Origin of the sequence: Nonomuraea sp. NPDC050328, from assembly GCF_044459405.1 — a bacterium.
Lineage (GTDB): Bacteria > Actinomycetota > Actinomycetes > Streptosporangiales > Streptosporangiaceae > Nonomuraea.
Genome location: NZ_JBITIW010000008.1, coordinates 188,763 through 215,003 on the forward strand (window position 1 = coordinate 188,763; position 26,241 = coordinate 215,003).

The 26,241-nt window shown below is 71.4% G+C and carries 29 protein-coding genes and 1 tRNA gene; 11 read left to right on the forward strand and 19 right to left on the reverse strand.

Features of this window, described 5'->3' with window-relative positions:
- Positions 1-139: 139 nt before the first annotated feature.
- Entirely contained in the window at positions 140-421 is a 282-nt protein-coding gene (locus tag ACIBG7_RS28460) for a metal-sensitive transcriptional regulator (protein WP_357921684.1), read from the reverse strand.
- 91 nt (positions 422-512) lie between these two features.
- Entirely contained in the window at positions 513-1,865 is a 1,353-nt protein-coding gene (locus tag ACIBG7_RS28465) for an MFS transporter (RefSeq protein WP_357921687.1), read from the reverse strand.
- A gap of 158 nt (positions 1,866-2,023) precedes the next feature.
- Between ACIBG7_RS28465 and ACIBG7_RS28470 the strand changes: the two genes are divergently transcribed.
- Entirely contained in the window at positions 2,024-2,545 is a 522-nt protein-coding gene (locus ACIBG7_RS28470; RefSeq protein ID WP_357921690.1) for a tetratricopeptide repeat protein, read from the forward strand.
- A gap of 113 nt (positions 2,546-2,658) precedes the next feature.
- The gene (locus ACIBG7_RS28475; RefSeq protein WP_397338360.1) at positions 2,659-3,387 is read left to right on the forward strand and encodes a TylF/MycF/NovP-related O-methyltransferase; all 729 of its coding nucleotides are present in this window, start codon (positions 2,659-2,661) and stop codon (positions 3,385-3,387) included.
- On the opposite strand, the gene ACIBG7_RS28480 is transcribed toward ACIBG7_RS28475, so the two are convergent.
- The 3 genes from ACIBG7_RS28480 to rhaI are packed head-to-tail and all read right to left on the reverse strand — an operon-like array spanning position 3,326 to position 7,481.
- Positions 3,326-4,342 carry a pyridoxal-phosphate dependent enzyme gene (locus tag ACIBG7_RS28480; protein WP_397338227.1) on the reverse strand — a complete coding sequence of 339 codons (1,017 nt, stop codon included), beginning with the start codon at positions 4,340-4,342 and terminating at the stop codon, positions 3,326-3,328. The genes ACIBG7_RS28475 and ACIBG7_RS28480 overlap by 62 nt on opposite strands.
- Positions 4,343-4,368: 26 nt before the next feature.
- Positions 4,369-6,354 (reverse strand): bifunctional aldolase/short-chain dehydrogenase, encoded by a 1,986-nt coding sequence (locus tag ACIBG7_RS28485; protein WP_397338228.1) that lies wholly within the window; start codon positions 6,352-6,354, stop codon positions 4,369-4,371.
- Positions 6,351-7,481, reverse strand: coding sequence for an L-rhamnose isomerase (gene rhaI / locus ACIBG7_RS28490; RefSeq protein ID WP_397338229.1), 1,131 nt, complete (start codon positions 7,479-7,481; stop codon positions 6,351-6,353). The genes ACIBG7_RS28485 and rhaI overlap by 4 nt, the downstream gene beginning before the upstream one ends.
- A 126-nt stretch (positions 7,482-7,607) precedes the next feature.
- Between rhaI and ACIBG7_RS28495 the strand changes: the two genes are divergently transcribed.
- Genes ACIBG7_RS28495 through ACIBG7_RS28515 form a run of 5 tightly spaced genes read left to right on the forward strand, consistent with a single transcriptional unit; the run spans position 7,608 to position 11,896 of the window.
- Positions 7,608-8,591, forward strand: coding sequence for a LacI family DNA-binding transcriptional regulator (locus ACIBG7_RS28495; RefSeq protein ID WP_357921703.1), 984 nt, complete (start codon positions 7,608-7,610; stop codon positions 8,589-8,591).
- Positions 8,588-9,937: a rhamnulokinase family protein gene (locus ACIBG7_RS28500; protein ID WP_397338230.1), complete on the forward strand. Its 1,350-nt coding sequence runs from the start codon at positions 8,588-8,590 to the stop codon at positions 9,935-9,937. The genes ACIBG7_RS28495 and ACIBG7_RS28500 overlap by 4 nt, the downstream gene beginning before the upstream one ends.
- A gap of 56 nt (positions 9,938-9,993) precedes the next feature.
- Positions 9,994-10,323 (forward strand): YciI family protein, encoded by a 330-nt coding sequence (locus ACIBG7_RS28505; protein ID WP_397338231.1) that lies wholly within the window; start codon positions 9,994-9,996, stop codon positions 10,321-10,323.
- 29 nt (positions 10,324-10,352) lie between these two features.
- On the forward strand, positions 10,353-10,862 hold the full coding sequence (locus tag ACIBG7_RS28510) for a sigma-70 family RNA polymerase sigma factor (protein ID WP_357921710.1): 510 nt from the start codon (positions 10,353-10,355) through the stop codon (positions 10,860-10,862).
- On the forward strand, positions 10,859-11,896 hold the full coding sequence (locus ACIBG7_RS28515; RefSeq protein WP_397338232.1) for a hypothetical protein: 1,038 nt from the start codon (positions 10,859-10,861) through the stop codon (positions 11,894-11,896). Before ACIBG7_RS28510 ends, ACIBG7_RS28515 begins: the two co-directional genes overlap by 4 nt.
- A 19-nt stretch (positions 11,897-11,915) precedes the next feature.
- Here the strand turns inward: ACIBG7_RS28515 and ACIBG7_RS28520 are convergent, their stop codons facing one another.
- From ACIBG7_RS28520 to ACIBG7_RS28540, 5 genes are all read right to left on the reverse strand, one after another.
- Positions 11,916-13,064, reverse strand: a complete 1,149-nt coding sequence (locus tag ACIBG7_RS28520) for an aKG-HExxH-type peptide beta-hydroxylase (protein WP_397338233.1) — start codon at positions 13,062-13,064, stop codon at positions 11,916-11,918.
- A complete protein-coding gene (locus tag ACIBG7_RS28525) occupies positions 13,061-13,276 on the reverse strand; it encodes a hypothetical protein (protein WP_397338234.1) in 216 nt (71 codons plus the stop codon). Before ACIBG7_RS28525 ends, ACIBG7_RS28520 begins: the two co-directional genes overlap by 4 nt.
- Positions 13,277-13,360: 84 nt before the next feature.
- Positions 13,361-14,794 carry a carboxylesterase/lipase family protein gene (locus ACIBG7_RS28530; protein ID WP_397338235.1) on the reverse strand — a complete coding sequence of 478 codons (1,434 nt, stop codon included), beginning with the start codon at positions 14,792-14,794 and terminating at the stop codon, positions 13,361-13,363.
- Between the two features lie 48 nt (positions 14,795-14,842).
- Positions 14,843-15,208: a DUF393 domain-containing protein gene (locus ACIBG7_RS28535; protein WP_357921733.1), complete on the reverse strand. Its 366-nt coding sequence runs from the start codon at positions 15,206-15,208 to the stop codon at positions 14,843-14,845.
- 47 nt (positions 15,209-15,255) lie between these two features.
- Entirely contained in the window at positions 15,256-15,630 is a 375-nt protein-coding gene (locus tag ACIBG7_RS28540; protein WP_357921736.1) for a DUF5997 family protein, read from the reverse strand.
- Positions 15,631-15,684: 54 nt separating this feature from the next.
- Between ACIBG7_RS28540 and ACIBG7_RS28545 the strand changes: the two genes are divergently transcribed.
- The gene (locus ACIBG7_RS28545) at positions 15,685-16,413 is read left to right on the forward strand and encodes a LysR family substrate-binding domain-containing protein (RefSeq protein ID WP_397338237.1); all 729 of its coding nucleotides are present in this window, start codon (positions 15,685-15,687) and stop codon (positions 16,411-16,413) included.
- A gap of 15 nt (positions 16,414-16,428) precedes the next feature.
- Here the strand turns inward: ACIBG7_RS28545 and ACIBG7_RS28550 are convergent, their stop codons facing one another.
- Positions 16,429-17,328, reverse strand: a complete 900-nt coding sequence (locus ACIBG7_RS28550; RefSeq protein ID WP_397338238.1) for an alpha/beta fold hydrolase — start codon at positions 17,326-17,328, stop codon at positions 16,429-16,431.
- Between the two features lie 51 nt (positions 17,329-17,379).
- Between ACIBG7_RS28550 and ACIBG7_RS28555 the strand changes: the two genes are divergently transcribed.
- Positions 17,380-17,985, forward strand: coding sequence for a TetR/AcrR family transcriptional regulator (locus ACIBG7_RS28555; protein WP_397338239.1), 606 nt, complete (start codon positions 17,380-17,382; stop codon positions 17,983-17,985).
- Between the two features lie 54 nt (positions 17,986-18,039).
- Here ACIBG7_RS28555 and ACIBG7_RS28560 read toward each other — a convergent pair whose 3' ends face one another.
- Entirely contained in the window at positions 18,040-18,432 is a 393-nt protein-coding gene (locus ACIBG7_RS28560) for a VOC family protein (RefSeq protein ID WP_397338240.1), read from the reverse strand.
- Between the two features lie 1,280 nt (positions 18,433-19,712).
- On the opposite strand from ACIBG7_RS28560, the gene ACIBG7_RS28565 reads away from it, so the two are divergent.
- Positions 19,713-19,931 (forward strand): hypothetical protein, encoded by a 219-nt coding sequence (locus tag ACIBG7_RS28565; RefSeq protein ID WP_397338241.1) that lies wholly within the window; start codon positions 19,713-19,715, stop codon positions 19,929-19,931.
- A gap of 93 nt (positions 19,932-20,024) precedes the next feature.
- Here the strand turns inward: ACIBG7_RS28565 and ACIBG7_RS28570 are convergent.
- From ACIBG7_RS28570 to ACIBG7_RS28600, 7 genes are all read right to left on the reverse strand, one after another.
- Positions 20,025-20,099, reverse strand: a tRNA-Val gene (locus tag ACIBG7_RS28570).
- 18 nt (positions 20,100-20,117) lie between these two features.
- On the reverse strand, positions 20,118-21,059 hold the full coding sequence (locus ACIBG7_RS28575; RefSeq protein WP_357921754.1) for an ROK family protein: 942 nt from the start codon (positions 21,057-21,059) through the stop codon (positions 20,118-20,120).
- Positions 21,060-21,296: 237 nt separating this feature from the next.
- On the reverse strand, positions 21,297-21,614 hold the full coding sequence (locus tag ACIBG7_RS28580; protein ID WP_357921757.1) for a hypothetical protein: 318 nt from the start codon (positions 21,612-21,614) through the stop codon (positions 21,297-21,299).
- 9 nt (positions 21,615-21,623) lie between these two features.
- On the reverse strand, positions 21,624-22,055 hold the full coding sequence (locus ACIBG7_RS28585; RefSeq protein WP_357922179.1) for a peroxiredoxin: 432 nt from the start codon (positions 22,053-22,055) through the stop codon (positions 21,624-21,626).
- Positions 22,052-22,480 carry a DUF3052 domain-containing protein gene (locus ACIBG7_RS28590; protein ID WP_357921760.1) on the reverse strand — a complete coding sequence of 143 codons (429 nt, stop codon included), beginning with the start codon at positions 22,478-22,480 and terminating at the stop codon, positions 22,052-22,054. Before ACIBG7_RS28590 ends, ACIBG7_RS28585 begins: the two co-directional genes overlap by 4 nt.
- Positions 22,481-22,550: 70 nt before the next feature.
- Positions 22,551-22,955, reverse strand: coding sequence for a YjbQ family protein (locus tag ACIBG7_RS28595; RefSeq protein ID WP_397338242.1), 405 nt, complete (start codon positions 22,953-22,955; stop codon positions 22,551-22,553).
- 10 nt (positions 22,956-22,965) lie between these two features.
- Positions 22,966-23,148: a DUF1918 domain-containing protein gene (locus tag ACIBG7_RS28600; protein WP_357921766.1), complete on the reverse strand. Its 183-nt coding sequence runs from the start codon at positions 23,146-23,148 to the stop codon at positions 22,966-22,968.
- Between the two features lie 304 nt (positions 23,149-23,452).
- Between ACIBG7_RS28600 and aceE the strand changes: the two genes are divergently transcribed.
- Positions 23,453-26,197 (forward strand): pyruvate dehydrogenase (acetyl-transferring), homodimeric type, encoded by a 2,745-nt coding sequence (gene aceE / locus ACIBG7_RS28605; protein WP_357921769.1) that lies wholly within the window; start codon positions 23,453-23,455, stop codon positions 26,195-26,197.
- Positions 26,198-26,241: the final 44 nt, after the last annotated feature.

Below are 26,241 nucleotides of genomic sequence, written 5' to 3' on the forward strand. Positions count from 1 at the left end.
CCGTCGCCGGCCGAGCTTTCCACCAAGGGGCGTGACATCCCGTTCCATCGCCCGGCACGCGAGGACAACCTGGCCGGTGAACGCACCAGGGCCACCGGCCGGGCGGCGTGCCCGGGCGAGTGGCCCATGAGTGGTGGGGTTACGAGCGGACGAGCCGCGCGATGGCGTCGCTGGCTTCCTTGACCTTGGCGTCGGCCTCGGGGCCGCCCTTGGCCGCCGCCTCGGCGACGCAGTGCGCCAGGTGCTCCTCCAGGAGGGAGAGGGCGAAGGACTGGAGCGCGCTGCTGGCCGCGGAGACCTGGGTCAGGATGTCGATACAGTACTTGTCGTCCTCGACCATGCGCTGCAGGCCGCGGACCTGGCCTTCGATCCGGCGCAGCCGCCGGTTGTGGTCCTGCTTGTTGGTGGTGTATCCCGCCATCGCCCCGTCCTCTCCCCGGTTGTGCAGCATAACACCGTACCCCCCTACCGTATTCCGGAGGCGGACTGCCGCGCCCGCCTCCGGAACGGTCTCACACACGCGCGGGCTCCGCCTCCGCCCCCACCGGTCGCGGCCGGCGCATGAACACCATCGAGAGCACCGCGCCGGCCAGCGCGGTCACGGCCGCCCCGGTGAAGGCGCCGGAGAAGCCGGCCGAGGAGGTGGCGATCGCGGTCATGACCGCCAGGCCGAGCGCCGAACCCACGTTGTAGGTGGTGTTCACGATGCCCGAGGCCAGACCGGCCTCCTCCGGCTTCGCGCCGGACATCGCCGACATCATCGCCGGGATGTAGGCCAGCGACATGCCGATCGCCGCCACCAGGCTGGCCGGGAGCACGTCCACCACGAACGAGCCGCCGGGCCGGGCGAAGGACAGCCACGCCACACCGGCCGCGAGCACCAGCAGGCCGAGCACGATGAGCGGCTTGGCGCCGAAGCGGGCCAGCAGGCGGGAGGTGATGCCGATCATGAAGATCATGATGGCCACGGTCATCGGCAGCAGCGCCGCGCCGCTCGGGAAGGCGCCGAAGCCGAGCCCCTGCTGCAGGTAGAGGTTGAGGAAGTACCACATCGGGATCCACGCCGCGCCCAGCAGCGTCATCGCCAGGTTGGCCGGGGCCAGGCCCGGGGCGCGCCAGATCGACAGCGGCATCAGCGGGGTGCGGATGCTGCGCTGCAGCAGCAGGAACAGGGCCAGCAGCACCACGCCGCCGCCGACGGCCGCCCAGTTCTCGCCCACGATGCCGAAGACCAGCAGCGCGATGCCGGCCGTCGCGGCCAGGCCGCCGAGCAGGTCGACCGAGCCGCGCCCGCCCTTGGTCGCCGGGAGCAGCGCCGGGACCGCGGCCAGGGTGGCCAGGCCGATCGGCACGTAGATGATGAAGACCCAGGGCCAGCTCAGGTACTCGGTGATCACGCCGCCCAGGAAGACGCCGGCCGTGCCGCCCGCGGGGGCCGCCGCGCCGTACAGGGCCATGGCCCGGCCCAGCTCGCGGGGCTGGCCGCCGAAGAGCATCATGAGCAGGGTCATCGAGGCGGGCGCGATGAGCGCGCCGCCGACGCCCTGGATGCCGCGGCCGAGGATCTCCACCCACGCCGTCCCGGCCGCCGCGGCGACCACCGAGCCGGCGACGAGCACGAGCCAGCCGATGGAGAAGATCTTGCGGGCGCCGAACAGGTCGGACAGGCGCCCGCCCAGCAGGAGCAGCCCGCCGAAGGCCACTACGTAGGCGTTGAACACCCACTGCAGGCCGCTGTCGGTGAACCCGAGGTCACGCTGCATGTCCGGCAGCGCGACGCCGATGATCGACGTGTCCATGATGACCATGAACTGCGCGGCGGCGAGCACCAGCAGGGCCCACCAGCGACGCGGATCGGGTGACATGGCCGTCTCCTTTCCTCATACCCCACGGGGGTACCTCGATTCGATGACGGGGAACGTAACATACCCCCCTAGGGTTTGCAACGCCGGACCGCTCCGCCGCGCTTCTCCCGGCCGAGTGGTCCTGGTACGGCAGGCGTCCCGGCGGCTTTGCTGGAGCCATGAGCGTGAGACTCGCGGAGGCGCCGGTCCTGCACCGGCACGGCGACGGAGCCTTGGAACGCGCCCGGCACGCGGTCGGCGCGGCACGGACCGCGTCACGGCTGCACCTGGCCTCCGCCTTGCTGGTCGAGGGCCTGCTGACGACCGAGACGCCGCGCCCCGACCACGCCCTGCCCCGGCTGGAGGAGGCCCTCGGGCTGCTGGCCGGCGAGTGCGGCCCGGAGGCGACGCGGCTGTGGGCGCAGGTGCGGATCGCCCTCGGCCGCGTCCACCGGCGCTCAGGCCGGCACCGCGAGGCCGAGCGCGAGCTGCGCCAGGCGCTGGACGCGGTCGAGCCCGAGTCGCTCGACGCGGTGCTGGTCCTGAACGAGCTGGGCGCGACCCGGCGCGGCGCGGGCGAGCACGATCAGGCCGAGGCGTGGTACCGGCGGGCGCTCGCGCTGGCGGAGTCGGCGTCGGGGCTCGGCAGCCCGCAGGCGGTGGCGATCCTGATCGAGGTGGAGGCCCCGCCCGCGGCGTAGCGTGAATGCGCACCGACTAAAGGTGAGCCATTCCCATGTATGTCTTTTTCGCCATTCAAATCGCCGCTTTCATGACATCATCGTCCTTTCCCCTCCGATCATGGGAGACGTTGATGGCCGATGATCAGCAACTGCTCGATGAATGGTTCCGCGGCAATCCCGGCGATTGGCATGAATCGCGGTCAAAAGTAACTTTTCCTGCACGTGCTCAGGTTCTCGAACTCGCCGTCCAGCTCTCGCGCTCGGTCCCGGGGCACATCGCCGAATTCGGCGTCTGGAAGGGCTATTCGACGCGGGTGATCCGCGATGAGCTGTGGCGCGCCCGGTTATGGGACCTGCGTCAGCGCCGCAAGCGCATCTACGCCTTCGACTCCTTCCAGGGCCTGCCCGAGGGCTACGAGCACCTTCCCGCCGGCACCTTCGCCACCCCGATCCCCCGGCTGAAGGGGGTGCGCGTGGTCGACGGCTTCTTCGAGGACACCCTGACGCCGGCCCTGGCCGCCGAGATCGGCACCGTCAGCCTCGCCCACCTCGACGCCGACCTGGAGTCGGCCACCACCTGCGTGCTCGACTGGCTGACCCCGATGCTCACCGGCGGCAGCCTGCTGCTGTTCGACGAGTTCCTGGGCGAGGACCCGGCCGAGTTCCGCGCCTTCCGCGACTGGCAGGAGCGCACCGGCACCAGAACCGCGCTGCTGGCGCTGTTCGGCCGCGAGCCGAGCGGCAAGGGCGCGATGACCGACCGCCGCGCCCTGTTCCAGGTGATCGGCAGCCGGACGCTCAAGAAGTCGCCGCCCCTGCTCCCGACCCGGTGGCGCCGCCGGCTGGCGTCGAAGTGGTGAGCCAGCCCGCGTAACGCGTGGCGAACAGCCCCGGCAGCCCGCCGGTGTGCAGGAAGACCACCCGGTCGCCGCGCGCGATGCGCCCCTCGCGGGCCGCCGCGACCAGCCCGGCCATCGCCTTGGCCGTGTAGACCGGGTCGAGCAGCAGCCCGTCGGTGCGGGCCGCCAGCAGCAGGGCCTCCAGTGCCGGGCCGGTGGGCTCGCCGTAACCCGCGCCGATCCGGCCGGTGTCCAGGGCGCACCGGCCGGTCGGCTCGGGCCGGCCGGTGCGCGCGGCCACCTGCGCCGCCAGCTCCTCGACCGCCCGCGCCAGATCGGGGCGAGCGCCGACGTCCACCCCGAGCACGCGGGCGTGCTCACCCAGTCCCGCCACGAGCCCGGCGTGCGTGCCGCCCGAGCCGCTGGCCACGACCACCAGGTCCGGGCGCAGCGCCTCGTCCAGCTCGCGGGCCACCTCGGCGTAGCAGGCGACGCCCTCGGGGCTGGAGCCGCCGATCGGCAGCGCGTACGGCTTGCGCCCCTGCTCCGCCAGCTCCCGGGCCCGCGCCCGGATCGCCTCCTCCAGCTCCTCGTACGGCAGAGCCGCCCCCACCAGCCACCGCACCCGAGCCCCGAGCACCTCGTCGAGCAGCACGTTCCCGCTCGCGACCGGCTCCGCGGCCAGCCGGGTCAGGACCAGGTCGCAGCCCAGCCCGGCGACGTTGGCCGCGGCCGCGGTCATCCGGGCGTGGTTGCTCTGCGCCCCGCCCCCGGTGACCAGGTGGTCGCACCCCTGCCGCCGGGCCTCGGCCACCAGCGCGGCCAGCTTGCGCGCCTTGTTGCCGCCGCCGGCCAGCCCGGTCAGGTCCTCGCGTTTGACCCACAGGTCGCTCAGGCCGAGCTCACCGGCCAGGCCGGGCAGCCGGTGGAGCGGCGTGCCGGCGATGGGGAGCAGGGCGTCGTCGCTGTCTCGCATGCCGCCACTCTGCCAGCCCGGCGGCCTCAGCGGAGGAAGGCGGCGGCCACGCCCGCGTCCACCGGGATGTGCAGCCCGGTGGTGTGGGAGAGCTGGGTGAGCAGGAAGACCGCCTGGGCGATGTGCTCGGGCAGCACCTCCCGCTTGAGCAGCGTCCGCTGCGCGTAGAAGGCGCCCAGCTCGGCCTCCGGCACGCCGTAGACGGCCGCGCGGTTGGCGCCCCAGCCGGAGGCGAAGATGCCCGAGCCGCGCACCACCCCGTCGGGGTTGACGCCGTTGACCCGGATGCCGTGCTCGCCCAGCTCGGCGGCGAGCAGCCGGACCTGGTGGGCCTGGTCGGCCTTGGCCGCGCCGTAGGCCAGGTTGCTGGGCCCGGCGAAGACGGCGTTCTTGGAGGAGATGTAGACGAGGTCGCCGCCCAGCCCCTGGGCGATCATCACACGGGCGCTCTCGCGGGAGACGAGGAAGGAGCCGCGGGCCATCACGTCGTGCTGGAGGTCCCAGTCGGCGACGGTCGTCTCCAGCAGCGGGCGCGACAGCGACAGGCCGGCGTTGTTGACGACCAGGTCGAGGCCGCCGAAGGCGAGGACCGCCTGCCGTACGCCCTCGACGACCTCGGACTCGGCGGTGACGTCCATGCGGACGGCCAGCGCGTCGCCGAGCTCGGCGGCGACCTTCTCGGCGGCGGCCGGGTCGCGGTCGGCGACCACCACGCAGGCCCCCTCGGCGGCCAGCCGCCGGCAGGTAGCCGCGCCGATGCCCGAGCCGCCGCCGGTGACCAGGGCGACCCGCCCGGCCAGCGGCTTCGGCGGCGGCATGCGGCGCAGCTTGGCCTCCTCCAGCTCCCAGTATTCGATGCGGAACTTCTCCGCCTCCTCGATCGGCCGGTAGCGGGAGACCGACTCCGCGCCGCGCATCACGTTGATCGCGTTGACGTAGAACTCACCGGCCACCCGGGCGGTCTGCGCGTCCTTGCCGAAGGAGAACATGCCGACGCCGGGCACCAGCACGATCGCCGGGTCCGCGCCGCGCATGGGCGGCGAGCCGGGCACGGCGTGGCGCTCGTAGTAGGCGGTGTAGGCCGCGCGGTAGGCCTCGAACTGGGGCTCGATCGCGGCTTCCGGGTCGAGGACGAGCGGCGCGACCTTGGTGCGCAGGAAGTGGTCGGGGCAGGAGGTGCCCAGCGCGGCCAGCCGCTCCAGCTCGGCGCGGGAGACGAAGTCGAGCACCTCGGCGCTGTCGGTGAACCGCCCGACGACCGGGTGGGCGCTCGAAGCCAGGCCGCGCAGCACCGGGAAGAGCTCGGCGGCGCGGACCCGGCGCTCGGCCTCGGGCAGCGTCTGGCGCACCACCGGGCCGAACGGGTCGGGCCGGCCGTGCTCGGCGAGGTAGGACTCGGCGGTGCGGATGATCTCCAGGGAGTGCGCCTCGCACTCGGCGGAGCTCTCGCCCCACGCGGTGATGCCGTGGCCGCCCAGGACGCAGCCGATGGCCGCCGGGTTGGCCGCCTTGATCGCGGCGATGTCGACGCCGAGCTGGAAGCCGGGCCGCCGCCACGGGACCCACGCCACCCGCTCGCCGAAGATCCGCCGGGTCAGCTCCTCGCCGTCGGCGGCGCAGGCCAGCGCGATACCGGAGTCGGGGTGCAGGTGGTCGACGTGCGGGGCGTCCACCAGGCCGTGCATCGCGGTGTCGATGGAGGGCGCGGCGCCGCCCCGGCCGTGCAGGCAGAAGTCGAAGGCGGCGACCATCTCGTCCTCGTGCTCGACGCCGGGATAGCGGCCGGCCAGCGCCCGCAGCCGGTCGAGCCGCAGCACGGCCAGACCGGCCTCGGTCAGCGTGCCGAGGTCGCCGCCGGAGCCCTTGACCCACATCAGCGGGATCGGCTCGCCGCTGACCGGATCGGGCGCCTCGCCCTTGGCCGAGGCGTTGCCGCCGGCGTAGTTGGTGTTGCGCGGGTCGGCGCCCAGCCGGTGCGCCCGCTCCAGCAGCTCGTCCTGCGGTCGCGTCATGCTCCCCACCCTGCCTGCGCGCCGCCCACCCGCTCGGCGCAGATCTTCGCGAAATATCCGGACCTGGCGTAGGCGGCCATCGGGTCCGGGTCGAGGCCTTTGGCCGCACGGAACTCGGCCAGTGCGGGCCGTACGTCGGTGTTGAAGGCGTCCATGAGAACGGCGTTGGCCGCCAGCACGTCGCCCTCACGCTGCGCGGCCGACAGGGCAGCGCGGTCGATGCGCAGCACCTTGGCCGCCGCCTCCTGCACGTTGAGCACCGAGCGGATCTGACCGGGGATCTTGGGCTCGATGTTGTGGCACTGGTCGAGCATGAAGGCGATGCCGCCGGACGGCTCGCGCAGCACCTCGGCCAGGATTCGGAAGAGCTGGAAGGGGTCGGCCGCGCCGACCATCAGGTCGTCGTCGGCGTAGAAGCGCGAGTTGAAGTCGAACCCGCCCAGCCGGCCCTCGCGCAGCAGGAAGGCCACGATGAACTCGATGTTCACCCCCGGCGCGTGGTGGCCGGTGTCCACCACGACCTGCGCCTTCGGCCCGAGCTTGAGGCAGTGCGCGTAGGCGGTGCCCCAGTCCGGCACGTCGGTGGTGTAGAAGCTGGGCTCGAACAGCTTGTACTCCAGCAACAGGCGCTGGCCCTCGCCGAGCCTTGCGTAGACCTCGGCCAGCGCCTCGGCCAGGCGGTCCTGGCGGGCGCGGATGTCGTCCTGGCCGGGGTAGTTGGTGCCGTCGGCGAACCAGAGCTTGAGCTCAGGCGAGCCGGTGGCGTCCATGATGTCCACGCACTCCAGCAGGTGGTCGACGGCCTGGCGGCGGATCGCCGGGTCCGGGTGGCAGACGCTGCCCAGGCGGTAGCCGTCGTCCTGGAAGGTGTTGGAGTTGATCGCGCCGATGCGCAGGCCGAGCTCCCCGGCGTACCGCGCCAGGTGGGCGTAGTCGTCGACCCGGTCCCACGGGATGTGCAGGGCGACGCTGGGGGCGGCGCCGGTGTAGGCGTGCACCTGGGCGGCGTCGGCCAGCTTCTCGTACGGATCCCTCGGCACGCCCGGCTGGGCGAAGACCTTGAAGCGGGTGCCGGAGTTGCCGAACGCCCACGAACAGGTCTCGACGGCGAGCTCGTCCAGGCTCATCGCATCACCTCGTGTAAAACGTTTTAACAGATGTGCCGAGGCTAGAGCGGCTGACTGGCGGGTGTCAATCGGGGCCGCTATCCTGCCTCCCACTGCTCGATTCCTTAACACGTTTCAAGAGGCCCGATGAAGGACGTCTCCATCAAGGACGTGGCCGCCCGCGCGGGCGTCTCCGCCGGCACGGTCTCCAACGTGCTCAACCGGCCCGGCAAGGTCGCCGAGGAGACCCGGCTGCGCGTGGAACGCGCCGTGCAGGAGCTCGGCTTCGTCCGGCACGGCTCGGCCTCCTCGCTGCGCGCCGGGCGCAGCCGCTCGCTCGGGCTGGCCGTGATCGACATCGCCAACCCGTTCTTCACCGAGGTCGCCGCCGGGGCGGAGGACGTCGCCAGCGCCGAGGGGTACGCGGTGCTGCTGGCCAACTCGGCCGCCGACCCGGCCAAGCAGGAACGCGTGCTGCGCGTGCTGGCCGAACAGCGGGTGGGCGGCGTGCTCATCACCCCGGTCGGCGACGAGCTGCACCAGCTCGACCTGCTGCGCGAACGCGGCATCAACGTCGTGCTCGTCGACCATCCCGCGCACCGGCCCGACCAGTGCGCGGTCGCGGTCAACGACGTCGCCGGCGGCACCCTGGCCGCCACCCACCTGCTCGCCTCCGGCGCCCGCGCGCTCACCTACGTCAGCGGCCCGCTCGGCATCCGGCAGTGCCGCGACCGCCTCGACGGCGCGCGCCGGGCCGGAGCACCGGTGACCGAGCTGATCGTCCCCGCCATGAACGCGCGCGGCGGCGAGCGGGCGGCGGCCGACCTGCTCGCCGCGGGACCGCTGCCCGAGGCGGTCTTCTGCGCCAACGACCTGCTCGCCCTGGGCCTGCTGCGCGGCCTGCTCCAAGCCGGCGTCCGCGTCCCCGAGCAGGTCCGGGTGGTCGGCTACGACGACATCGACCTGGCCGGGGCCTCCGTCGTCGCGCTCACCTCCGTCCGCCAGCCCATCCGCCGCCTCGGGCAGGTCGCCGCCGAGCTCCTGCTCGACGAGTGCGACCACCCCGAGACGCACGCGCACCGGCAGATCATGTTCCAGCCCGAACTCGTCGTCAGGGAGTCGGCCCCATGACCACCTTCGCCGCCGTCGACCTGGGCGCCTCCAGCGGGCGCGTGATCGTCGCCGACGAACGGCTGCGGCCGGTCGAGATGCGCCGCTTCCCCAACGGCCCGCTGCGGCGGGGCGGAGCGCTCCGCTGGGACCTGCCCCGGCTGCTGGCCGAGATCGAGGCCGGGCTGGCCGCCGCGGGGCCGCTGACCTCGCTGGGCATCGACTCCTGGGCGGTCGACTACGGGCTGCTCGACGCCGCCGGCAGGCTGCTGGCCGACCCGGTGTCCTACCGCGACAGCCGTACCGACGGGGTGCGGGAGCAGGTGGCCGCCGAACTCGGCGACGCCGAGCTCTACGCCCGCTCCGGCCTGCAGTTCCTGCCCTTCAACACGCTCTACCAGCTCCGGGCCGACCCTCTGGTACGGCAGGCCGCGACGATGCTGCTCGTCCCCGACCTGATCGCGCACCACCTGACCGGCGAGAGCGGCGCGGAGGTGACCAACGCCTCCACCACCGGCCTGCTCGACGCCCGCACCCGCCGGTGGTCGGCCGAGCTGATCGGCCGGCTCGGCCTCGACGCCGGGCTCTTCCCTGCGCTCCGGCACCCGGGCGACACCATCGGCACGACCGCCTCGGGCACGCCGGTGGTCGCGGTCGCCTCGCACGACACCGCCTCCGCGGTCGTCGCCGTCCCCGCCGAGGGGCCGCGTTTCGCCTACCTGTCGTGCGGCACGTGGTCGCTGGCCGGGGTCGAGCTGGCGGCGCCGGTGCTGACCGAGGAGAGCCGGCTGGCCGACTTCACCAACGAGGCCGGTCTCGACGGCACCGTCCGCTACCTGCGCAACGTCATGGGCCTGTGGATCCTGCAAGAGTGCCTGCGCGAGTGGGGCGATCCCGAGCTGGGCCCCCTGCTGGCCGCCGCGGCCGAGCTGCCCACCCGGGCAGTCGTCGATCCGGGGCTCTTCCTGGCCCCCGGCGACATGCCCGCGCGCATCGCCGCCGAATGCCGCCGCACCGGGCGGCCCGAGCCGCGCACCCCCGCGGAGACCGTGCGCTGCGTCCTGGCCAGCCTCGCCCTGGCCCACCGCGACGCGCTGCGCGACGCCCAGCGGCTGTCCGGTCAGGAAGTGGACGTGATCCACCTGGTCGGTGGCGGGGCGCGCAACGCGCTGCTGTGCCAGCTCACCGCGGACGCCTGCGGCCTGCCGGTCCTGGCCGGCCCCGCCGAGGCCACCGCGCTGGGCAACCTGCTGGTGCAACTGCGGGCCACCGGAAAGGTCGGCGGGCTGGCCGAGATGCGCGCGCTGGTCCGCGAGACGCAGGAGATCGTCGCCTACGAACCCCGGAGTTTTTTCCCGACGGTGTAGAAAAGCGGTCCGGCCCCTTCGTCATGCTGGTGAAACGACACCTCGAAGGAGTCAGCATGAAGTTCATGATGTTCGTCTGCACCGACCTCGCGCCCGACACCGACCAGAGCGCCTACCCCGACATCGAGCAGTGGGTGGGCGAGAACGACAAGCTCGGCCGCCGCCTCGACGGCGACGTCCTGGCCGCCCCCGCCGAGGCCAGGACGGTCCGGGTGCGCGAGGGCAGTCTGCTCGTCTCCGACGGGCCGTTCACCGAGACCCGTGAGGTCATCGTGGGCTACGACATCCTCGAATGCGCCTCGATCGACGAAGCCGTCGAGGTCGCCGCCGCCCACCCGATGGCACGCGGCGGCCGAATCGAGGTACGAGCTTTCGGAACGCTGTAATCCGCGGGCCCCTCCAGGGACTTATGGGTGTGGACCAACCCCAACAACGCTTCACCGAGCTCTACGACCGGCACTACCGCGGCGTCCTCGGCTACGCGCTGCTGCGCGCCGAACGGCAGGCCGCCGAGGACGTGGCGGGCGAGACCTTCCTGATCGCCTGGCGACGGCTGCGCGAGGTCCCCGACCCCGCGCTGCCGTGGCTGCTCGGCGTGGCCCGGAACCTGCTGCGCAAGCAGCGCGACTCCGGGCTGCGCGGGCAGGCCCTCGCCACCCGGCTGGCCGACCTGGCCCCTCCGCCCGAGGACGACGTCGCAGAACGCGTCGCCCAGCGCGAGGCCGCCCTGGCCGCCCTCGCCGAACTCGGCGACCAGGACGTCGAAGCCCTGGTCCTGGCGAGCTGGTACGGGCTGACCCCGGCCGAGGCGGCCCGCGTGGCGGGCTGCTCGGCCAAGGCCTTCGCCGTCCGCCTGCACCGTGCCCGCCGCCGCCTGTCGCACGCGCTCGACCGAGCCGCACTCACCCTGGAGGAACGACGATGACCCCCGACGACCTGATGCTCAGCCTGCGCCCCGACGCCCTCACCGAGGACAGCCACCGGCTGCGCCGCGAGCGCGACCTGTCGGCCGCCTTCGCCGCCGCCCGGCGGCCCCGGTCCCCGCTGCCCGCGCGGCTGCTCAAGGCCGGGCTCGGCCTGGCCGCCGCCGCGGCGGTCGGCGTGCCGTACGTGGTCAGCAGCTCCCCCGCGACCGCTCCCCCATCGGTGGCGAGCCCTGGCGGATCGGCCGGCGTGGCGGCCGTCCCGGCTCCGGCCGAGACCGTCGACGCCCGCTCCTTCCTGCTGGCCGGCGCCGAGACCCTCGCCAAGACGCCCGCGGCCTCGGCTCGTTACTGGTTCTCCAGCACCCGCACCTACGACCCGGTCAAGGGCGGCGGGGTGCTCGCCGTCACCGACGAGGTCTGGAGCAGCCCGCGTGGCGGCCGCCTGGTCACCGGCAAGGACGCCGAGTACCTGCCCGCCCGGCCCGGCGCCGCCCTGCCCGAGGAGAAGAGCCTCGACCATGGGCCCATGCTGCTGAAGACCGCGATCGGCGGCGCGCTCGTCAGCGACGCCGACGTCGCCGCCCTGCCCAGCGGCCAGGCGGCCCTCGACCGCTGGCTCCGCGACGCCTACCAGGGCCGGGGCAAGGACCTCCCCTCCGAGGCCGCCGCCGAGGCGCGCGCGGAGACCTACCCCGCCTTCGTCCTGGGCGCCGCGCGCTTCCTGCTCGACTCCCCCGCCACCCCGGCCACGCGTGCCGCCGTTCTGCGCCTGCTCGCCGCCCAGCCCGGCCTCACCATGCAGCAGGGCGTCACCGACCCGGCCGGCCGCTCCGGCGTCCAGATCGGCCTGGCCGGCAGCCCGGTCCAGCTCACCGTCGACCCCACCGGCGCCAAGCTGCTCGCCTTCACCTACACCGGCCCGGACGTCCCCGAGAAGCGCGCCGGCACCTCGGTGCGCGCGGCCCAGGTCAGCGGCCGCAAGGTCGCCATCCTCTCCTCCGGCTGGGTGGACACCCTGGGCGCCCGTCCCTGATCCCTCGGGCTGATCGAGGTCACTCCTGCTCGTGAGCCAGGCGCCAGCGTTCGTGGTGGGCGTGGCGCAGGGTCGCGGCTTGCCGTACGGACTCGGGGGGCAGGGGTTCGGCCAGCCAGGGGTGGATGCGGCGGGCGATGCCCCGGGCGAACTGTTCGCCGGCCGGGGTGAGGCCGGGGCCCTCGGCCAGGGCCTCGGCGGTGGCGTGGGTGGCCTCGCGCCAGCGGGCGTACTCGGTCTCGGCCTCCTGCCGGCGGCCGGGCGGGGGGCCGGTGCGCACGATCCGGCGCCAGAACGCGGTGACGGCCAGGAAGGCATAGCAGCCCTGGAGCACGCCGGCGACGGGGCGGGGGTCGGCGCGCCACGGCACGTACCGGCGGGAGGTGTCGGCCGGGCTGGTGAGCGGGGCCAGGTCGTCCACCGCGCCGAGCACGAGGTGCTGGAACTCGTGCAGGAGGGCTTCGGCCAGCCGTACCGGGTCGGGTGGGATGTAGAGGGCGACGGTGCCCCAGGCCCAGCCGGAGCTCGCACCCGCTCCCGGTTCGCGCAGGGGCACGAGGGTGCGGACGCCGGCGGCCAGGGCGGCGGCGGCCCTGCGGTCGAGGCGGACGAGGAGGTGCCAGGCTTCGGCGAGTCTCGCCCGGAGGGTCTCCAGCTCCGCGGGGCCGGGCGTGAGGCGGTCGCCGAAGACGGCGAAGCGGGGGTCGAGGGCGTCGACGGCGAGGCGGAGTTCGAGGCCGTCGCCGGCCAGGGTCAGGCGGGGCACGGGGGTCCAGCGGCCGTCGGCCCACCGGCCCAGGCCGGGCAGGAGCAGGGGGTCTCCGGGGAGGTCGCAGGGGCGGTGCGCGCGGATCGCGGCCACCGCGGCGAGCGCGTTCAGGTAGCCGGGGTCGGGGGTCTCGCCCCGGCGTAATCGGGCCAGGCCGTCAACCGCCCACAGGCCCAGTTGCGGGAGGTCCAGCAGCTTGGCCACCAGGCGGGGTTCGGTGTGTTCCACCTCGGCCAGGAGGGTGAAGGCGGGCTCGGCCGCCGGGCAGCCCCGGCGGACGGCCTCCAGCAGCAGGCGTTGTTTGCTGCGCTGGGCTTGGGTGAGCTTGCGTACGGTCGCCACGGAGGGGCGGCCGGTGGCGAGCTCGGTCACCTCGGTCTCGTCGAGCCGGTGGATCACCGGCCGCCGGGCGGGGCGAAGTCGGCTTCCTGGGGGCGGTCGCCGGGCGGGGTGGGGTCGGCTTGCCAGAGGCGGTCGCCGGTGTCGCAGCGGCCGACCAGCCGGTCCACCGCTCGGGCCACGACGTCGTCGTCCAGCTCGGCGAGCTCGGACAGGGACATCCGGGTGAGATCGACCAGCCCCTCGCCGGGATCAAGACTCGCAGCCGCCATCCAGGCCCTCCTAGAACCCCGTTAACCGGGATGATACGCCGCCCACTCGCCCCGAAGATACGCCCGCCCGGTGATCCGGTACGGCTACCGCCCCCAGAGCTCCCGCACCCCGCCGAGCGCATCGGGACGGACCTGAGGCTCGACGTCCCAGATCATGGTGGCCCGCTCCTCCACGGTGTAGCGCGGCCACGAACGCCCCGGGTCGAGGTCGCGGATGAACGACACCCAGGCCCCGTGCATGGCATCGGCCAGCGCCTGCGGCGGATTGCCCCCCGCGACCGCGGCCACACCGGGCGCGCCGAGCAGGTCGAAGGCGAACGGCAGGTCCAGGCAGTGCAACGCCAGGTCCCCCGGCAGGAACCCGCCCGCCTCCCCCGAGCTCCAGTCGAACTCGTACAGCCAGGTCGGCAACCCCTGCTCGGCCCGCCCGTCGGCGAGGTCCACGCCGAAGGACCGGAACAGCCCGTCGGTCAGCGCCTGCCCCAGCAGCCGCCCCGGCCCGTAGTGCGCGGCGAAGGCCTCGGCCCGCTCGCCGACCAGCCCGAACCCGGCCAGGACGGGCAGCGCGTGCTCGTCCGGCATCGGGATCATGCTGAACTCGTCCCTGGTGAAGCCGAGCACCAGCGGGACCCGCCCGGCCGCCCCGGATCGCAGGGCGTCACGGACCGGGACCGGCACGACCTGCCCGTCGGCGAACGGCGCGACGGTCAGCGGGAGGACGTTGTCGGGTCCGGGCGCGGTCAGCTTGTCCTGCAGCGTGAGCAGTTCGTCGTCGGTCAGGCCGCGCAGTGCCTCGACGGTGGCGGGCACGCCGGTGCGTCTGGTGAACAGCTCGGCCACCCGCAGCCCGGCGGCGCGGTCCTGCTCGTGCATGACCGCGCCGGAGACCGAGATCGCCGCCCGGAACAACCCCTGCGCGGCGGGCGTGGCCAGCAGGGTGAGCACCGCACCGCCCCCGGCGGACTGCCCGGCGATGGTGACCTGCGCCGGGTCGCCGCCGAAGGCGGCGATGTTGTCGCGCACCCACTCCAGGGCCGCGACCCAGTCGAGCACGCCCCGGTTGTCCGGCGCGCCCTCCAGGTGCAGGAAGCCCTCGACGCCCAGCCGGTAGCCCACCGAGACCAGCACGACGCCGTCCCGGTTGAACGACGCGCCGTCGTACCACGGGCTCGCGGCCGAGCCGCCGATGAAGCCGCCGCCGTGGATCCACACCAGGACCGGGCGCTTGCCGGTGACGTCCGGGGTGAAGACGTTGAGGTTGAGGATGCCTTCGCCCGGGATGCTGGGCTCGGGGATGATCGTCATCTCCGACAGCGGCTTGCGCTGGGCGGTCGGACCGTAGTCGTACGCCTCCAGCGGCTCCTGCCAGGGCTCCGGCGGCTGGGGAGCCGCGAAGCGGAGCTCGCCCACCGGGGGCTTCGCGTAGGGGATGCCGAGGAAGCGCGCGCCCTGGGCGGTCTTCTTCCCTTTGACCAGGCCGGAGGCGGTGGGGACCACGACTGCGTCATCGTTGCTCATACGTATAACCATAGCGCTTTAGAGCATAATTCTGCTCGCTCTGGAGGGTCATCTCGGCGGCAACGCACAGGCCGGCGTCCCGCCCGGCAGCCGATGCCGGTTCCGCGCCACCAGCCGGTACACGGCGTGCGCCACCCACCGCAGCGGCGGCACCCGCAGCGCCCAGCCCGCCAGGCTCCACGGCAGCCCGGCGTCGATCAGCAGCTTCGCCACCGCCTGGGCTCCGCCGTACACCCTTGGGCCGTCGATCCACAGCAGCTCGTAGGTGGCCCGCTCGGCGGTGACGCCCAACTCACCCAGGTCGGCGAACTGCCAGGCGGTGATCCGCGCCGAGGTCCGCAACCGCCGCTCGACGAAGCGGACACAGGTGGCACAGAAGCCGCAATCACCGTCGAACACCAGCACAGGGGCCATGTACCGGAGTCTACGCAGACTCCTCCCAGGGCCGCCCGGCAGGTTCGTCAGGCTCGGTCCTTGAGACGGAGTGCTTCCTTGCGGGCCTCGGCCTGGATGGTCCGCTCGCGCTCCAGCCACTCCGGGTTCTCCGCCTTGAGCGCGTCGATCTCGGCGGTGGTGAGCGGCTCGGTGATGCCCGCCCGGGCCAGGCCGGAGATGGAGACCCCGAGCTTGGCGGCCACGACCTGCCGGGGGTGGGGGCCGTTGCGGCGCAGGTCGGTGAGCCAGGCGGGCGGGGTGGCCTGCATGGCGTTGAGCTCGTCCCGGGAGACCACGCCCTCCTGGAACTCGGCCGGCGTGGCCGACAGGAGGACACCCAGCTTCTTGGCCGCGGTCGCGGGCTTCATCGTCTGGGTCGTCTTGGGCTTGAGCGAGGTCATGGGTCAAGGGTAATCAGTCGGAGGCGGTCCCCTTGACATCGATACCCTGGTGAGGTGACTGATGGGGAGAGCGGCAGGACGTTCCGGCTGGCGTACGTGCCCGGCGTGACGCCGGCCAAATGGGTGAACATCTGGACGGAGCGGCTGCCCGACGTGCCGCTCACGCTGGTCGCGGCCACCGTCGGCGAGGTGGCCGACCTGCTGCGGAACGGCGGGGCCGACGCGGGATTCGTCCGGTTGCCGGTGGACCGGGAGGGGCTCAGCGTGATCCCCCTGTACGTCGAGACCACGGTGGTCGTCGTGCCCAAGGACCACGCGGTGGCCGCGGCCGACGAGGTGGAGGTCGCCGACCTGGCCGACGACGACGTCTTCCACCCGCTGGACGACACCATCGAGTGGCCGTCCCGTCCGGGCCAGCCCGCCTTCACCCGGCCCGAGACCACGGCCGAGGCGGTCGAGCTGGTGGCGTCCGGGGCTGGGCTGCTGCTGGTGCCGCAGTCGCTGGCCCGGCTGTACCACCGGCGCGACCTCACCTACCGGCCGGTCCTGGACTGCCCGCAGTCGCAGGTCGCGCTCGCCTGGCCGGCCGAGGCGACGACCGACCTGGTGGAGGACTTCATCGGGATCGTCCGCGGCCGTACGGCCAACAGCTCGCGCGGCCGTACCCCGCCGGCCGCCGCCGGGAAGAAGCCGGCTCAGCGCAAGCCCGCGCCCAACCGCCGGTCCGTGCCGCCCGGCCGACAGAGCAACCAGGGCAAGAAGAAGGGCCCCCGACCCCGCTAACCCAGCGATCGCGCCCTACTCGCCGGAGCCGCCGCCCGTTGCGCTTCGCCGTACCTCTGTCTCCTGCCCGTACGGCGGAGCCAGCGCGGCGATCTCCGCAGCGAGCACGTCGGGCGCGTCGAGCTGGACGAAGGTCCGCGCACCGGGCACCTCGACCAGCGTGGCGTCGCGGAAAGCCGCCCGCAGCCGCCGGCCGAGCGCGGGCTTGAACGCCGGGTCGGCCATCCCCCAGACGATCTTCACCGGCCCGGCGAACTCCTTGAGCCGGGTGGACACGTCGAGCAGTTCCTTCGGATCGATGGCCCGCAGGAAGCGGGTGGCGTCGCGCCGGATCTCCCGGTTGCTCAGGCTCGGCTCCATCCAGCTCCTGCTCTGGACCGGGTCCAGCTTGTTGGCGAGCAGCCCCAGGCCGAGCGGCGAGTGCCGGAAGGCGCGCCAGCGCATGGGCTGCAGGTTGAACCACATCCGGCCTTCCCCGCCGAGCAGCCGGAAGATCACGTTGAACGGGAAGGGCGGGAAGGTGTCGAACGCGTCGCAGTTGGTGAGCACGACCCGCCCGATCCGCCGGGCGTCGAGGTCGAGCACGTACTGGCAGAGCGCTCCCCCGGTGTCGTTGCCGACGAGGGTGACGTCGTGCAGGTCGAGCGCCTCCAGAAAGGCGAGGATCTGGCCCGCCACGCCGCGCGGCGACTGGTCGGCGTCGTTCTTGAGCGGGGTGCGGTGGGCCCCGAGGGGCCAGTCGGGGGCGTAGGAGCGGATCCCCTGCTCGGCCAGCCGTTCGGCGACGGCGGACCAGACCGAGCCGTCCACTAAGAACGCGTGCACGAACACCACCGGCGGCGCGGCCACCTCACCCTTTTCCGGCCCGGCGATTCGGTAACTGACAGGTCCTTGCGGAAGCTCGATGATCGGCATGCGAGAATCCTCAGAAAGATACAACCTGCATGTAACTTACGGACAGACTGTATGCAAATATCCCGCCGCACGCAAGCGGACCGCACCGCCGCCACCCGTACCGCCCTCATCGCCGCAGGCAGGAGGCTCTTCGCCGAGCACGGATTCGCCGGCGTCGGCACCGAGGCCATCGTCCGCGACGCCGCCGTCAGCCGTGGCGCGCTCTACCACCACTTCGGCGACAAGACCGAACTCTTCGCCGCCGTCCTCGCGGACGTGGAAGGCGAGGTCACCACCCAGCTCGCCGCCGCCGTCGACGCCGAGGCCGAGGCCGACTTCGTCACGCTGATGATGGCCAGCCTCCAGGCCTGGCTCGACGCCTGCCAGCGTGCCGAGGTACGCCGCATCGTCCTGATCGACGGCCCCTCCGTACTGGGCTGGGCCCGCTGGCGCGACATCTGCCAGCCGCACATCCTCGGCCTCATCGAACACGTCCTCGCCCAGGGCATGCGCGACGGAACCCTCTCCCCGCTCCCCGCCCGGCCCCTGGCCCACCTCCTCCTCGCCGTCGCCGACGAGGCCGCCCTCTACATCAGCGCCGCCCCCGACCCGACCGCCGCCCGCCAGGACATGGAAACCACCATCCGCCCCCTCGTCGAGGCCCTGATCCACCACTGACACGCCAAAGGCGACCTCCCACCCAGGGAGATCGCCTTTCCACCGGTTCGCAGGTCAGCCCTGAGCCGACTCCCACAACCCCATGATGTTGCCCTCCGAGTCGGTGAAGTAGCCGGCGAAGCCCATGTCCCCGACCGCCATCTTGGGCGAGATGACCTGGCCGCCGAGGGACTCGACCTTCTCCAGCGCCTCATCGACGCTTGTCACGTCGATCACGATCACCGGCGTCTTGAACTTGCCCCCCTCGCCGCTCCGATCGAACATCCCGCCGTTGATCCCCCCGGCCTCGGTCGGCATGCCCTGCTCGTCGATGGGCGTGGTCATGACCATGGTGTAGTCCATCTCGGGCACCGGCTGAAGCTGCCACCCGAAGGCCTCCCGATAGAACGCACTGGCCCGGTCGACGTTGTCAGCAGGAATCTCAAAGTGCACGACTCTTCCGCTCATGCGGTGATGGTATCGCTACGTTCCGTGATTTTCCGGGAGCTCCACGCCCTCGTCTGCACCACAGAAGAGCTTCCGCAGGTGGCGAGCAGCACCACGCCCGCCTGGAACCGTAATCGACCAGCGCTCGGACTCTCGGCCGGGAACTCCTCACTTACCGCTTGAGGTCTCTCTATGGCTGCAGAAGAGCGGTGACCTTGTCGTGACCACTGGTCACCCCACCAACGGCGAACCCTGTCGTCCCAGATCCTCCAGCCCGGAAACGCCCCTCGCGACGTAGCGCCTTCAGCCCACGGTCCTTGCACTAACCGCCATCCAAGGTCAATCCGATTCCCGGCTGGATAACCCATCATCCCTGAAGCTCGTGCACGAACCTGTTGCTCTTCCATCTGTACGGCAAGCGACTCAAGCCACACGGACCACCCTTGGAGCTTGCAGGAGCCCGACAGGGTGACCGTTCCACCCCTGTTCACCGGCTTCAGAAACCGACCGCTTGGCCCCTACCTGGCCTTCGGAAGCTTCCAAATGAGAACGGCCCACTTGGCCTTGTCCGGCACCTCCACCGTGACCTCACGAAGAGCAACCGTGTCAGGGGATGCGCTGATCCGTATACCGCGGGGTCCCTTTGAAGAGCACCGATGAGGAACCTGAGACCCTCCAATGCGGACGATCATCGTTCCAGTCACCCCGACGCAATCAAGTTGGACCCAAAACGATGTCCCCATCCTGAGTCTTTTCGTCCAGCCCTGGCTTATGCCTTGATCGTCGATGTGATGAAGCAGCACCTTGCCCTTGACCCCCTGCGTGAGATCCGCAAGAGCCCGTGTGCTCGGAGGTAAATCGAAAACACTCTGACGCCGCTCCACGACCCCACCCAATGGCACACAACCCGCCAGAGGCAAGACGATGGCGATGGCTGCAGCGACTTTACGCACCTGGCACCTTCCGAAGATCAAGACCAGCAGCCTATGAGTGTGGGGACTCCCGCACCACCCCCGCAGGCACGTTCCGACAAGGGCCTCGGTGCACCGGAGACCGTCAAGTCGCATTGATTCTGAGAGCTGCCCCGGTCCCATGACGACAGCCGACGTCCAGTTCATCCCCGTGCCGGATCTGGAACGCCAACGAAGAGCCCTCGACGGAACTCCCGGGACACCCTGTAGCAGCTCGCCGCGCCGCCATAAAGCGCTATTGCCGGATACCGCCCGATACCAGGGACTAGGGCGGCGGGGGTCGGCACGGTCTTGTCCCTTGCCGGCGATTCCGAAAGGATCACACGCACCATGAGCGATGAGATCACCCGCAGCTTGACCGATACCTACGGCGCTGCCTACCTTTTGGCCTTCGCAGCGATTGGCTGGGTCGTGCTGGCTGCGCTGATCCAGCATGCGAGCAAGAACACGAAGGAGTCCAAACCGGTCAGCACCCTTGGCGCGATGGCCGTTGCCGGTGTCGCCGTCGGCGTTGTCCTGCTCTTCATGGCCGCCAACGCCACGAGCTGAGCTGCGTGGGAAGCCGGCCAGAAACCCACCAGCCCCGTGCGAGCCGATGACGCGAAAGCCCAGTAGCAGTCAAGCTACTGGGCTTCGATGCGCTGGTGGACGGTACTGGGTTCGAACCAGTGACCCTCCGCTTGTAAGGCGGATGCTCTACCGCTGAGCTAACCGTCCCCTGATCGGCACTACACCTTACGACACGACAGGCCCCGATCGCACATCCAAACTCCAGCCCTCGCCGATGGCGGGGTGGCCGGCGGCGCGCCAGCCGAGGAGGGCGGCGCCGAGCATGCCGGCGTCGACGCCTAGGGCGGCCGGGACGAGGGGCGGGGCGTCACGGAAGGCGAGGCGCTTGACGAGGCGGGTACGGACCGGGTCGAAGAGGGCCGGGCCGGCCTCGGCCAGGCCACCGCCGAGGACGATGACCGAGGGGTCGAGGAGGAGGGTGTAGGTGGCCAGGGCGAGGGAGAGGGCCTCGACGGCCTCGTCCCAGACCTCGATGGCCAGGGGGTCGTCCGAGGCGACGACCTGCTCGGCGCGGACGTCGGGGAGGCCGGAGCGCTGGGAGTAGCGGCGGCCGACGGCAGAGGCGGAGGCGTACTGCTCCAGGCAGCCGAACTGGCCGCAGGCGCACTGCTCGCCGTCGGGGAAGACGGGGATGTGGCCGATCTCGCCGCCCCAGCCGGAGGCTCCGCCGTACGGTGCCCCGCGAAGGATCATGGCGCCGGCGATGCCGGTGCCGATGGGGAGGAAGAGGAAGTCGGAGACGCCGCGTCCGGCGCCCAGGACGCTCTCGGCGAGGCCGCCGGTCTGGACGTCGTGGCCGAGGATGACCGGCAGGTCGAGCGCGGTGAAGGCGGTGGCGGGGACGTCACGCCAGCCGATGTTGGCCGAGTAGTGGGCGGTGCCGGGCGAGACGAGTCCGGGTACGGCGACGCCGACGCCGGAGGGGGTGCCGTCGCCGGAGGCGGCGAGGTCGCTCACGAAGGTGCGGATCGCTTCGACGGCCGCGTGGCCGCCCTCGCCCCGGGGGGTGGGCCGGCGCTCGGTCAGCAACACGACGCCGGTCTCGTCGACCAGGCCGCCCTTCATGGACGTACCACCGACATCGAGGGCGACAACGAACGAACTCACGTGCTCTCCTTCAGGCGCGCGAGGGACCCAGGCAGGAGTCCGCTCACGACACCAGAAGATAGCGCATGTCACGAAATGGGGCTGAGCACCCGTTTCACCAGGGTCTTACACAGGAGCCCAGCCCGCGAAGCCGAAGGCGGGAGACGGGAGACGGGAAGCCCGGCACACGAAGGCCGCGGCACGCAGGAAGCCGGGAAATCGAAGTCGGCACACGAAGGCCGCGGCACACGAGTAGCGTCAGCGGCGGCCGAGGACGCGCTCGAGGGCCGCCTCGACCTCGGCCGACAACCCAGGCACCGTGGTGACCAGTTCGCGCCGCTCCCCCGCGCCCCCCGACGCCTGCCGTACCGCACCGCACCCCCGGCACTCCACCTCGCCGAGCCGGCAGATGAGCGCCGTGGAGGCACAGGTGGAGCAGGTGTCGAGGGCAAGGTCGTGCAGCCGTTGGCAGTCGGGGCAGATCAGCACCTGCACCTCGTTGCTCACCCCCCGCCGCCAGGGCGAGGCGCCGCGCACGGGGTCCGTCTGCCGGGCCCCGCAGCGATAGCAGGGCATGGGAACCTCCTACGACAAGGCCTTGAGATATGCGCCGACGTCACGTGGCTCGGTGATCGGGGTGACGATCGACCAGAGAATCACGCCGTCGCCGTCGATGACGAAGGTCCCCCGCCGGGCGACCCCCTTGTCATCGTCGAACACACCGTACGCCCGCGCGACCTGTCCGTGTGGCCAGAAATCGGAGAGAAGCGGGAAGGGAAAGCCCTTCTGGTCCGCCCAGGCACGCAAGGTGAACAGCGAGTCGACCGAGACGGCCAGGATCTCGACGTCGGCCGGGAACTCGTCGCGTCGTTCGGCGAGTTCGGTGAGCTCGCCCTGGCACACCCCGGTGAAGGCCAGAGGGAAGAAGACCAGCACGACACGGCGGCCGCGCAGCCCGGAGAGCCGGACGGGCGCGCCGTGCTGGTCCTTCAGCTCGAAGTCGGGCGCGACGGTCAGCGTCGCCCCTTGGGCGTGGCCAGCCTCGTGCCGGACCAGTCGGGCGCAGCGGAGATGCTGCTGGTCTGCGAGAGACCCGCGGTGGCGGCGTCCTCGCCGATGTCGCTCGGCTCCACGTGGCCGTCCCGTCCGGCCTTCGGAGTCAGCAGCCAGATCTGGCCGCCTTCGGCGAGACCTCGCATGGCGTCGCTCAACACGTCGAACAGGTCGCCGTCACCGTCACGCCACCACAGCAGCACGACGTCCACGACGTCGTCGGTGTCCTCGTCGAGCAGTTCGTTGCCGGTCAGGTTCTCGATGGACTCGCGAAGCTCGTCGTCGACGTCCTCGTCCCAACCGATCTCCTGCACCACCTGACCCGGCTTGAGTCCGAGTCGTTCGGCCAGGCCGCGCTCGCCCTGCGCCTGACCCGCGGTCGCGCTCACTTGTATCCCTCCTGGTATGCGGTTATCGCTTCGGGACAGTCCACACGCTGTGACCCTCAGTCGTCAACGGTCAACCGCCGATGAACGACAACCTGACCTCACGCTCAGGGTTGTCCACGTTCAGATCGACGACGGCGATGGACTGCCAGGTGCCAAGCGCGAGCCGTCCGCCGAGAACGGGAACGGTCGCGTATGGGGGGATAAAGGCGGGCATCACGTGAGATCGGCCGTGCCCGGGCGACCCGTGGCTGTGCTGCCACCGGGAGTCGGCCGGCAGCAGGTCGCGCAGCGCGGAGAGCAGGTCGTCGTCGCTGCCCGCGCCGAGTTCGATCAGGGCCACGCCCGCGGTGGCGTGCGGCACGAAGACGTGCAGCAGCCCGTCGCCGGCACCGCGCACGAACTCGGCGCACCGGCCGGTGATGTCGTGCACCGTCTCGTGCGACCCCGTGGTCAGCCTGACGACCTCTGATCTCACGAAGACGATTCTACCTGGGCTGCAGCACGGCATCCGGTCCGGGATAGATCAGCCCGGTATGCCCGTCGTCGAAGCGCACCAGGTACGGGGGGCCGCCGTCCGGCCCGCGGATCTCCACGATCTCCCCGGCTCGGTCCTTCCGCCCGACGACGTTGCCGTGCATCAGGAGCCGGTCTCCTACCGTCGCGTTCATCTCTTCAATCTGGTACGGCAGGCGGCCGAAGGAAAGGCCCTAAATGCGACAGCTACCATGATCCGCCGAACCATACGGAACGTTGAGAATTTTCGTAGGTTTTGCGGTCTTGTTAAACGGGTGGCTACGTGTAACCTTTGCGGGGATTCGTCCTACCATCGGTGGTCTAGGCCACCTTACTGGTCCTGCCAGCAGGGACGTTCTGGTTACCGGTGAGTAGAGTCGCACTTTCCGCAGCCAGAGACCAGGATGGAAGACGACCCACGACAAGCAGACATCCGTCCACCTCGGAAGGCGAGACCCAGTGGCTTCCGGACGCCAGCGTTTCTCGATCATCAGCGACGGCCTACCCAGCCAGCTACCTGATGTCGACCCCAGCGAGACCAACGAGTGGCTCGAGTCGCTCGACAACGTCGTCAAGACGGAGGGCCGAACCCGGGCCCGCTACCTGATGCTCCGCCTCCTGGAGAGGGCGCGTGAGCACCAGGTCGGCGTGCCCGGCCTGCGCAGCACCGACTACATCAACACGATCCCGCCGGAGCGCGAGCCCTGGTTCCCCGGCGACGAGCACGTGGAGCGGCGCATCCGCGCCTATGTCCGGTGGAACGCCGCCGTCATGGTCTCCCGCGCGAACGCCCGCACGAACGTCGGCGGGCACATCGCCACGTACGCGAGCGCCGCCTCGCTCTACGAGGTCGGCTTCAACCACTTCTTCCGCGGCAAGGACCACGGCGAGTCGGGCGACCAGGTCTTCTTCCAGGGCCACGCCGCGCCGGGCATCTACGCCCGCGCCTTCCTGGAGGGCCGCCTCAACGAGGCGCAGCTCGACGCCTTCCGGCAGGAGCTGTCGCACGGCTTCCACGGCCTGCCCAGCTACCCGCACCCGCGGCTCATGCCCGACTTCTGGGAGTTCCCGACCGTCTCCATGGGCCTCGGCCCGATCGGCGCGATCTACCAGGCGCGGTTCAACCGCTACCTGCTGAACCGCAAGATCAAGGACACCAGCCGCAGCCACGTCTGGGCCTTCCTGGGCGACGGCGAGATGGACGAGCCCGAGTCGCTCGGCCCCATCGGCATCGCCGCGCGTGAGGAGCTCGACAACCTCACCTTCGTCATCAACTGCAACCTGCAGCGGCTCGACGGCCCGGTGCGCGGCAACGGCAAGATCATCCAGGAGCTCGAGTCGTTCTTCCGCGGCGCGGGCTGGAACGTCATCAAGGTCGTCTGGGGCCGCGACTGGGACCCGCTCCTGGCCGCCGACGTCGACGGCGTGCTGGTCAACCAGATGAACACCACGCCCGACGGCCAGTTCCAGACCTACTCCGTCGAGTCCGGCGAGTACATCCGCGAGAACTTCTTCAGCGGCGACCCGCGCCTGCGCAAGATGGTCGAGCACCTCACCGACGACGACATCCGCAAGCTGTCGCGCGGCGGCCACGACTACCGCAAGGTCTACGCGGCCTTCAAGGCGGCCCGCGAGCACGTCGGCCAGCCGACCGTCATCCTCGCCCAGACCATCAAGGGCTGGACGCTGGGCAAGGACTTCGAGGCGCGCAACGCCACCCACCAGATGAAGAAGCTCAGCAAGACCGAGCTCAAGGAGTTCCGCGACCGGCTCTACCTGCCGATCCCCGACTCCGCGCTGGAAGGCGACCTGCCGCCCTACTTCCACCCGGGCGAGAACGACGAAGAGATCGCCTACATGAAGGAGCGCCGCGCGGCGCTCGGCGGCGTGCTGCCCAAGCGCGTCGTGCGGGCCAAGGCGCTCAAGCTCCCCGGCGACGAGGTCTACAAGCAGTTCGCCAAGGGCTCGGGCAAGCAGTCGGTCGCCACCACGATGGCCTTCGCGCGCCTGCTCAAGGACCTCATGCGGGACAAGGAGATCGGCCACCGCATCGTGCCGATCATCCCCGACGAGGCCCGCACCTTCGGCCTCGACGCGATGTTCCCGACCGCGAAGATCTACAACCCGCACGGCCAGACCTACGAGGCCGTCGACCGGGAGCTGCTGCTCAGCTACAAGGAGTCCGAGCAGGGCCAGATCCTGCACGAGGGCATCAACGAGGCCGGCTCGATGGCCAGCTTCACCGCCGTCGGCTCCAGCTACGCCACGCACGGCGAGCACATGATCCCGTTCTACATCTTCTACTCGATGTTCGGCTGGCAGCGGACCGGCGACCAGATGTGGCAGGCCGCCGACCAGATGACGCGCGGCTTCCTGCTGGGCGCCACCGCCGGCCGTACGACGCTGAACGGCGAGGGCCTGCAGCACGAGGACGGGCACACGCCGCTGATCGCCTCGACCAACCCGGCCGCGCTCTCCTACGACCCGAGCTGGGCCTTCGAGACGTCCTACATCATCAAGGACGGCCTGCGGCGGATGTACGGCGAGCAGCCGGAGAACGTGTTCTACTACCTCACCGTCTACAACGAGCCGTACGTGCAGCCCGCCGAGCCGGCCAACCTGGACGTGGAGGGCCTGCTCAAGGGCCTCTACCTCTACGCGCCCAGCGACAAGGAGGGCCTGAAGGCCAACATCCTGGCCTCCGGCGTCGCCGGACCGTGGGCGGTCGAGGCGCAGCGCATGCTGGCCGAGGACTGGAACGTCTCCGCGGACGTCTGGTCGGCGACCTCCTGGTCGGAGCTGCGCCGGGACGCGCTGGCCGCCGAGGAGCACAACCTGCTCAACCCCGAGTCCGAGCCGCGCGTGCCGTACGTCACGCAGAAGCTCAGCGGGGCGAGCGGGCCGTTCGTCGGCGTCAGCGACTACATGCGCGCCGTGCAGGACCAGATCGCGCAGTGGGTTCCGGGCGACTGGAGCTCGCTGGGCACCGACGGGTTCGGCCTGTCCGACACCCGCTCGGCGCTGCGCCGCCACTTCCACGTGGACGCCGCCTCGATCACGCTCGCGGTCCTCACGCAGCTCGTCAAGCGTGGCGAGCTGCAGGCCGAGGTGCTGCGCGAGGCGATCGCGAAGTACCACCTGAAGAACGGTGTCACCGAGGCCGGTGGCGCCGAGAGCAACGACGCCGAGTCGATGGGCGTCTGACCTGCGCTGACCTGGACGGCCCTTGGATCCAAGGGCCGTCCAAG